Annotated in this window: 7 protein-coding genes; 4 read left to right on the forward strand and 3 right to left on the reverse strand. The window is 42.0% G+C overall.

From position 1 onward, the window contains the following. Window positions 1-23: 23 nt before the first annotated feature. Both B3Q46_RS00840 and B3Q46_RS00845 read right to left on the reverse strand, forming a co-directional pair. Complete coding sequence (locus B3Q46_RS00840) at window positions 24-155, reverse strand: putative transporter small subunit (RefSeq protein WP_004645659.1); 132 nt, start codon at window positions 153-155, stop codon at window positions 24-26. Between the two features lie 11 nt (window positions 156-166). Beyond that, entirely contained in the window at window positions 167-1,804 is a 1,638-nt protein-coding gene (locus B3Q46_RS00845) for a sodium:solute symporter family transporter (RefSeq protein WP_034702785.1), read from the reverse strand. 1,304 nt (window positions 1,805-3,108) lie between these two features. Here B3Q46_RS00845 and purL point away from each other — a divergent pair. Further along, window positions 3,109-6,942, forward strand: coding sequence for a phosphoribosylformylglycinamidine synthase (gene purL / locus B3Q46_RS00850; RefSeq protein ID WP_004784584.1), 3,834 nt, complete (start codon window positions 3,109-3,111; stop codon window positions 6,940-6,942). Window positions 6,943-7,255: 313 nt separating this feature from the next. Next, window positions 7,256-7,381 (forward strand): KGW motif small protein, encoded by a 126-nt coding sequence (locus B3Q46_RS00855; RefSeq protein WP_004784583.1) that lies wholly within the window; start codon window positions 7,256-7,258, stop codon window positions 7,379-7,381. Window positions 7,382-7,709: 328 nt separating this feature from the next. Here the strand turns inward: B3Q46_RS00855 and B3Q46_RS00860 are convergent, their stop codons facing one another. Continuing rightward, window positions 7,710-7,943 carry a hypothetical protein gene (locus B3Q46_RS00860; protein ID WP_034581063.1) on the reverse strand — a complete coding sequence of 78 codons (234 nt, stop codon included), beginning with the start codon at window positions 7,941-7,943 and terminating at the stop codon, window positions 7,710-7,712. Between the two features lie 168 nt (window positions 7,944-8,111). On the opposite strand from B3Q46_RS00860, the gene B3Q46_RS00865 reads away from it, so the two are divergent. Both B3Q46_RS00865 and B3Q46_RS00870 read left to right on the forward strand, forming a co-directional pair. After that, entirely contained in the window at window positions 8,112-8,993 is an 882-nt protein-coding gene (locus B3Q46_RS00865) for a LysR substrate-binding domain-containing protein (protein ID WP_005236689.1), read from the forward strand. 17 nt (window positions 8,994-9,010) lie between these two features. Continuing rightward, complete coding sequence (locus tag B3Q46_RS00870) at window positions 9,011-9,328, forward strand: hypothetical protein (protein WP_004784580.1); 318 nt, start codon at window positions 9,011-9,013, stop codon at window positions 9,326-9,328. The last annotated feature ends 77 nt before the right edge of the window (window positions 9,329-9,405 follow it).

Below are 9,405 nucleotides of genomic sequence, written 5' to 3' on the forward strand. Positions count from 1 at the left end.
CTATTTCAGGACAAGACAAAGAATCAGATTAGCTCTTCGCCATTTTTCTTGGCCTGTTGTGTGTCTTTATAGACATTCAGGCAAATCGTGAACAAGACCAAGCTTGCCACCAATGGCCAAAAAAGTACATATAGGGTCAATAATTGACTTGTCATCTGAAATCTCCTTATTTACTTTTCTCAGATAGCTGGTGAAACTCAATCACCATCTTATTGATTTGTTTAAAATCAAATCGTTCTTTACTGTAGACCAGCGTCAACACAGTACATACCAGTGCACTAGTGCCATAAGCTGTTAGTGAGCTTAACAAGGTGCCGTATTCGTGCAAGAAGCCGATGGTCCATGGCATGAAGCCAATACTGGCCAATATGCCAACGACCAGACCCACTTTCTTGCCGAAGAAACCAAAGGTCATCAGTCCCAGCACCACACCAATCCCCAAGGTTGCAACGAGTTCAAAGCCAAGTGCGATCAATCCCTGAATCGGAAGCCATTCAAAACGTACTATCAGAAAGCTGAAAAATGCGAGGCCCACTGACCAGTTAAAGGCCTGGGCATTCACCTTGTCCCAATACAGGCTGACAATCACTGGGAACACAATAGATCCCCAAAGCGCTCCCACAAAAATCAGCATCGATAAAATGTCAAATTTCAAGGTGGCAATCACAATTCCAAGCATGGTGGCAACGATCATGGTCATACGGCCAATGAATAGCATTTTCTTTGGATCAGGGCGGTTTTTCGCAATCTGTTTGCCATAAATGTCCGTCATGACAATCGCAGACAGGGCAGACAGATCCGAGTCAGCGGTAGAAGACAGGGCTCCAATCACCATGATAAATAACAGCGCAACCATAAATGGCGAAAGATAAGTCGCTGCCATTTGTGGAATCAGGTTATTCAGGTTGCCATCAATGGGCTGAATACCTGCAAATAACGCCAATAATCCAAGCATGCCTAGACCAATAACAATTGCAGCATAACCAATCGTTGCAGTGATAAAGCTTGGCTTAATCAGATCTTCACGGACTGCAAACAGGCGCTGGGCAATGGTCTGATTACCAATTGCGTAGGCCAATACGGCAACAAAAAATGGCGCGCCTTGTTCCAAGAAGGCTGTTTTAGAGAAAAAATCCAGCTGTTCCGGTTGCAGATGATGAATCCCGCTTTGAAACAGGGATGGCCCACCTAAGGTAAAGAATAAGGTTGGAATAATAATCACCGCCGCGACAATCATTGCCACCAGTTGACCAAAATCGGTAAAGACTGAGGAGCGGAAGCCCGACCAGAGGGTATAGGACAGTACACCGATACTGGTAATCAGCACGCCATGGATAAAGCTTAAAGGAGATAAAATTTCAACCAGTGCCCCGGCGGCAGTAAAGTTTACCATCAGGCTGATCACGCTACCCACAATATTGGAACCCGCCAGAATCATCTGGCTTTGATTGCCATGCCGGGCATGCATGATTTCCGCCAAAGTATGTGCATTAGGCGCCAGTTCACGAAAGCGCTTGCCAAAGGGATAGATAAATAAAATCATCAGCGCACCCCACAAACCATAGTGTAGGGCACCGGAAACGCCGTATGTATATCCGGATGAAGCTGCTGCATAAAACGAGGCGGCCCAGATCCAGGTGGCGGTCATACTGGCCGCAGACATTCCAAATCCGATGGAGCCATTCGAGACCATGTAGCCATCGACATTTTCATTTTTCTGTTTAATACGTAACGATAGTAAAAAGGTGATGCCATAGAAAAGCACCATCAATAGTACAGTTGCTGTACTAGTGAATTGAAACATACATACTCCTTAAGCGGGTCACCTTTTGTTCTTGAAAATTAAATCATTGGTGACAGATTAAGGCTCTAAAATAGACAGAGCAGTGAAGCTATAGAACATCAAAAAAATTAGTGTCCGAATATAGAATTTATATTCATCTCTACAGCAGAAAGGAAAAACCATTGCCAGGCCCAGAATTTGGACATTTCCTCAGCAATTCGGCTAGAGCTTAACATAAAATCATCAAATTTACTGATGAAGTGTCTATTTGGTAAGATTCTTAGCTGATATAGAAGTGTGAGTCTGTTCCTCTGTCAGTTGAATAAAAAGAAAATTTCAGATATTTTTTTAGCAATTACAGATATTTATTTTAAATTTTTCGAGTTAAATAAAACCTGAGAATACGGATTAAATAAAAAGGGTAACAAAATTTTATTATTAATCATTTCTTCATTATTTTTTTATATAGGCCTCATAATCCGTGGTAAATTTTCTCATAAATACGAGTGGTGTTTTGCTATTTATATTCTGCTTTTTACGCATAATATAACTAATGAATAAGTGATGAAATTTCAAAATATTGGATATAGTGGGGTAATTTTGTCGATATCATTTTTGGTTGTTCAGATAAGTAAATTTCGCTTAATTATGATTTGATAAGATAAGCATCAAATATGAAAAAAATGAAGGGATCACATAAGAAATTTTATTTTTATTCTTTTATAAGATGAGAGCAGATATCCGGTTTTTGTTCTGAAGATTATGTTAGATTAAAATACCACTCATTATTAATTACTCATTTATATGGCGGAGTAATTTTTGTCGGATGCTGTAATAGCGGAGATGAGCGGAAAATTGCTCTTTGTATTTCATAAAGGCAGAAGACCTTTAACCAGTTTTCTAATCTTAGTAGTCAAAGTTAAGAGTCAATCAAAATAATTAAAAGCAGTCTGCAAAAAATACGACTTCATGAAATCTTGTAATCAAGTATTTCATCCTAGCCTAAATCGGCGCTTTGACAGGTCATGACAATAAAATCTAAATTTGATTTTGTCCCGATTGTCGTTGAAAAATAATACAATTTTTATGCAGAAAATTATTCTGAAGCGGTTTTGATTTTTCTTGAAAAAAATGTGTTAACCTGTGCGACTACATTCAATTTTTTTATCTGAAAATAAAAGCATTATTTATAAAATGCTATAGCTTTTCGCTTGAGTTTTCCCATTTCCTCTCTAGCCGATTTATATATTTCACAGTAGAATATGCGCTCTCTCAAGTCACATTGTGGCATGGTCGCTCGATCATCCCGTGGAGCCAAAATCAGCATGTTTATCGTTGCCGGTGCACCTGCACATTCTTCTTTTAAGAAAGCTCAACTACTCACACGTTTATCGTCAATTAGTTCTGTTCAATCACTAGAAAGTCAATTTGTTTATCTTTTTGACCAAGCGCTCAACGAGCAACAACAGCAATCCGCTTTACAGCTTCTCAACGATGGTCAATCATTTGAACTGCACCAGGCTGCAAGTGATGAAATCCAGATTCTGGTGACACCGCGTGTCGGCACGATTTCACCATGGTCATCAAAGGCAACTGATATTTTTGCCAACTGTAATACACCGGTTCATCGTTTAGAACGCGGTGTTTTGTTTACTTTGAAGGGCGAAAAAGAGCTTTCTAAAGAAGCGTTACAGATCTTGCATGACCGCATGACTGAAAGCTTTTTCAATGCGATTGAAGATGCTGCAGTATTATTTACTGAAACTGCTCCGAAACCTTTGAACTCGATTGATATTCTGGGTCAAGGTAAAGAAGCACTGGTTAAAGCCAATAATGAGTTCGGGTTTGCGCTGTCTGAACAGGAAATTGATTACCTGACAGAAGCATTTACCAAACTGGGCCGTAACCCGAACGACATCGAACTGATGATGTTTGCACAGGCAAACTCTGAACATTGCCGTCATAAAATCTTCGGTTCAGAATGGACGATTGATGGTGAAGTTCAACCATTGTCATTGTTCCAGATGATCAAAAATACTTATAAAGAATCACCAACAGACGTATTGTCGGCTTATAAAGACAACGCATCGGTGATTGTTGGTTTTGATACGCAACGTTTCTATCCAACTCAAGAAGATAACGGTCAAAACGTTTATAAATACAAGAGTCAAGCCGCTCACATCCTGATGAAAGTGGAAACTCATAACCACCCAACAGCGATTGCACCATTTGCTGGTGCCGCAACAGGTTCAGGCGGTGAGATTCGTGACGAAGGCGCGACTGGTCGTGGTGGTAAACCTAAAGCGGGTTTAACTGGTTTCACCGTATCTAACCTGAATATTCCTGGTTTTGAACAGCCTTGGGAAGAAAACTACGGCAAACCGTCACGTATGGCATCTCCACTTCAAATCATGATTGAAGGTCCATTAGGTGGTGCAGCGTTTAACAACGAATTTGGTCGTCCAGCGTTAACGGGTTATTTCCGTACCTTCGAACAAAACGTCAATGGCGAAGTGAAAGGCTTTCATAAGCCAATCATGATCGCGGGTGGTTACGGTAACATCCGTCCAGACCATGTTGAGAAAGATGCTATCCAGCCGGGTGATCTGTTAATCGTTCTAGGTGGTCCAGCCATGCTGATCGGCCTTGGCGGTGGTGCAGCATCTTCTGTAGATAGCGGTAAATTGGGTGAAAACCTGGACTTTGCTTCGGTTCAACGTGAAAACCCGGAAATGGAACGCCGTTGTCAGGAAGTGATCGATACTTGCTGGCGCATGGAAGATGAAAACCCAATCGTTTCTGTACATGACGTCGGTGCGGGTGGTATTTCGAATGCGATGCCTGAGCTGGTAAACGATCATGAGTTAGGTGCAGTACTGGATCTTCGTAAGATCCCATCGCTTGAGCCAGGCATGTCGCCAATGGAAATCTGGTCAAACGAAGCGCAAGAGCGTTATGTGCTTGCGATCCGTCCAGAATCTTTACCATTGTTTGAATCTATCTGTGCACGTGAACGTTGTCCGTTTGCGGTACTGGGTGAAGCAACTGAAGCACGTCATCTGACAGTTGAGGATCCATTGTTCGGCAACAAGCCTGTGGATATGCCAATGCAAGTGATGCTTGGTGGTACACCACGTATGAGCCGTTCATATGAAACTGCTCCGCGTAAAGGCGATGACTTTGATGCGTCTAAAGTCACTGATCTGAAAGATGCGATTTATCGCGTGATCAAGAATCCAACAGTTGCATCTAAATCATTCCTGATCACCATTGGTGACCGCTCGATTACCGGTATGGTTGCACGTGATCAAATGGTTGGTCCATGGCAGGTTCCTGTAGCAGATGCTGCAGTAACGACTACCAGCCTTGTCGGTTACACGGGCGAAGCAATGGCAATGGGGGAACGTCCACCAGTTGCATTGTTAAACCCAGCGGCTTCTGCACGTTTATCAGTTGCTGAATCGATCTCGAACATCATGTCTGCGAAGATTGATCAGATCAGCGACATCAAACTGTCTGCAAACTGGATGGCGGCGGCAGGTCAACCGGGCGAAGACCAAGCCTTGTTTGAAGGCGTAAAAGCCATTGGTATGGAAATGTGTCCAGCACTGGGCATTGCAATTCCAGTTGGTAAAGACTCATTGTCAATGCGTACGACTTGGAATGACGAAGGCGAAGACAAGTCCGTAACTTCTCCGATGTCAGGCGTAATTACTGCGTTTGCTCCAGTGACTGATGTTCGCAAAACATTAACCCCTGAACTGAAAAATATTGAGTCTGTACTGGTTCGTATTGATCTGTCTAAAGGCCAGTTCCGTCTGGGTGGTTCGATCCTGGCTCAGGTGTATAAAGCCATTGGTTCTGTCACTCCTGATGTCGATAGCTTTGATGACTTCAAAGCATTCTTTACACTGGTTCAAGACTGGAACAACCGTGGTCTGATCAAGGCGTATCATGACATCGGTGATGGTGGCTTACTGGCAACTGTTGCGGAAATGATGTTCGCTTCACGTCTTGGTGTAGCTCTGGAACAACAAACTGTAGCTTCACTGTTCGCTGAAGAAATCGGTGCTGTGCTGCAAATCGCGAAAGCAGATTGGGATGCATTACAAGCAGAAATCGCTACTTCTACTCTAAAAGATGCGATCTCTGTAGTAGGTACAGTAAACAACTCTGACCAGTTATCTGTAAATGGTCTGGTACTTGAACGTGCCGACCTGCAAGTGGCTTGGACTGAAGTTTCTCATCAAATCCAGCGTCTGCGTGACAACGTAGAAACTGCTGATCAAGAATTTGCATTAGTAACAGACAAAGCGCACAAAGGTTTGATTGCTCAACCGACATTTGACCTGAATGAGCAAATCGAAGCACCGTACATCAATTCACGTCGTCCAAATATGGCGATTTTGCGTGAACAGGGTGTGAATGGTCATGTAGAAATGGCAGCAGCATTCGACAAAGTCGGCTTCAATACTGTTGACGTACACATGAGCGATCTTCTGGCTGGTCGTATCAGTCTGGATGACTTCGAAGGTCTGGTCACATGTGGTGGCTTCTCTTATGGTGACGTATTGGGCGCAGGCGGTGGCTGGGCGAAATCAGTATTGTTCAATCAGCAACTTCGTGACCAGTTTGAGAAATTCTTTAACCGTCAGGAAACTTTCTCTTTAGGTATCTGTAACGGTTGTCAGATGCTGTCACAATTGGCTCCACTGATTCCAGGTGCAGATGTTTGGCCTCGTTTCCATCGCAACAAGTCGGAAGTATTTGAAGCACGTAGCGTCAATGTTCGTGTAGAGAAATCTCATTCTGTATTGCTAGAAGGTATGGAAGGTTCAATTCTTCCAATCGCTGTAGCACATGGTGAAGGTCGTGTGGTTGCATCAGCTGAAAGCATTGCTGCATTGAATGCCAATAACCAGGTGATCATGCGTTATGTGGATAGCCAAGGTAATGCGACTGAGCAATATCCATTGAACCCGAATGGTTCGCCTGAAGGGATCTCTGGTGTCACTTCGAAAGATGGTCGTGCGACGATCCTGATGCCACACCCTGAGCGTAACTTCCGTGCGATCCAGCACTCTTGGAAACCAGAAGACTGGGATCAGGACGGTGCATGGTTACGTATGTTCCGTAATGCGCGTAAGTTCATTGGCTAATCTGATTTAGCTTCAAAAAAGGGTCGCAGTAGCGGCTCTTTTTTATTATTAGAATTTTAAGTGACTCAGCAAAGCTAGAAAAATCATTTACTTTTGTTTAGACTAGCTTCATCAATTGCCACCAGTGGGTGGCTTTTTGCTTTTTAAGCAGTTTGAAACATTTATTTAATTTTCTCCCGCTGAACTGGTTTAGATTTTGCTTTTATATCTGCATAAAAGTGATATTGTGTAAATAATGCACAATATTTATGCACTTTAAAGGAAAGATGGTATAGATCAGTTCAGTATCAACACTCAAGAATGAGGTGATGACATGGCTAAGACGTTCAGAATAATGGATAGAACAGAATTACGTCAGAAAGGTTGGTGGTTATTTGGTTTTGTCGTTGGCCTACAGGTGCTGTTCTTGGTAGGTAGTTATTTGCTACAGGGTTCTTGATCAACAGATTTAAAAAAGCCACCGAGAGGTGGCTTTTTTAAATTTAGAGGATATAAGGATTTACTTTTGACGGGGCATGAGGAGCACTGCTCCGCAAGACAAAAAAACCGCTGTCAGACTGATGGGACGTCCTTGTCCCACAGTCTGACGGGTGACATCCATGTCGCTGGGTATCTAATCAATTTGACGCTTTAAATAATGGAAAGTTTGAAAAATATGTATGATCTTAATGATCGACAACTATGATTCCTTTACCATTACTAAAGAAAAACCAACCGAAGGTGGCTTTATCACTACACAGTTAATTGAATCTGCTTTAACACAGTCTTCAGCGTATTTTCATAATCAAACTGATCATTGGTACTATCCTATAACGCCAAACTACATAACCATCCGGACGAACCAGAACTGCCACAGATTCATGAATTTCAGACTTGGTAATTCTGGTGCTATACACATCATGAGAAACAATCCGAATCACATCCAAATATGGCAAGTTCAGTGATTCAGCTGCCTGACCCCCGCTTTCACCCGATTCAGTGTCGAATACTGTGTCATGCAAGACACCATGTGTAAACTTGATACAGGCATAAATGTATGAGGGGGCAAAATCTAGCCATGTATAAAAGGTAGTTATATGAGTATTAGCATAAGCTATTGATCTATTAATATTTTCAATATGTTGGCCTAAATCGTAAGATAAGTACCTATTTTTTGAAGTGAGCAATCTATGGAACTTCGACATTTACGCTATTTTATTACCGTGGCGCAGGAGCAGAGTTTCACTAGGGCTGCTGAAAAACTGTTTACGGCTCAACCTTCTTTAAGCCAGCAGATTAAAGATCTGGAGCAGGAAGTTGGCGTTAACCTGTTTGAACGTTCTTCACGAAAAATACAGTTAACCGATGAAGGTAAGGCCTTTTTAATCTATGCAGAAAAAGCTCTGGAAAATGCCAAATTGGCTGTTGCATCAGCACGACAGGTGGCCCAGCAGAAAAATAATCAGATTCATATTGGCTTTCTGAATGTTGCCGAACTAAAAGTTATGCCACATATTTTGGCCAAGCTGAAAAAGACCATGCCAGATTTAAAAATTCATCTGCATAGCCTGTTCTGTCTGGAACAGCTTCAACATCTAAAAAATACTGAATTAGATCTAAGTATTACCCTTTTTCAGCTGGATCATCCGGATTTTGAAAATATCCATTTATTGACGGAACAAATTCACTTGGTTGCAGCCAAGCATTTGCACCCAACCGATCGGATACTGAAATTACAGGAACTGAAAAATCATACGATTATTATGTATGATCAGAATGCATCACCCATATTTTACGAAAGACTTAATGCCTTGATGTCCTTTGATCAGCTAAAGCACGATCAGGTGCTGTGGGCGACCAATGTGCTACAGCATATTAACCTGATCAATATGGGGATGGGTTTTAGTTTTGCTCCCGATTATCTATTACGGTTCCTGAATGATGAAGTGAAAGTGATCCAGACAGATCGACCTTTACCCCAGGTAGAACTATATGCAACATTTAACAAGAACTCTCAAAATCCAGCATTGAATATTATTACCGAAGCCCTTAACAATACGGTAAATGCTTGAAAAACTTGTAGAGATATATGCTTAAACTGATTTATTACGTACCAGATGAAAACCTAGAGGAAACCAAGAAGGCCGTTTTTGCAGCAGGTGCGGGTGGGATTGGTGAATATACCGACTGTGCCTGGCAAGTGCTGGGAACTGGACAATTTAAGCCGCAGCAAGGCGCAGATCCTCATATTGGGGAAATTGGCCAATTGGAAAATGTGGAAGAATGGCGGGTCGAAATTCTTGTACCTGATGAAAAGGCGGTTGAAGTGGCTAAGGCTCTAAAAGACAGTCATCCTTATGAAGAACCGGCATTTGAATTTATCCAGCTCTTAGATATAAAAGTTTAAATTTTAGAAGTGATAGGCTTTGTTGCACAAACCTATCTTTAAAGGCTTATTCCACCATATAATTTTCAAATGAATAA

Origin of the sequence: Acinetobacter sp. UBA2581 (assembly GCF_002339435.1) — a bacterium.
Classification (GTDB): Bacteria; Pseudomonadota; Gammaproteobacteria; order Pseudomonadales; family Moraxellaceae; genus Acinetobacter; species Acinetobacter variabilis.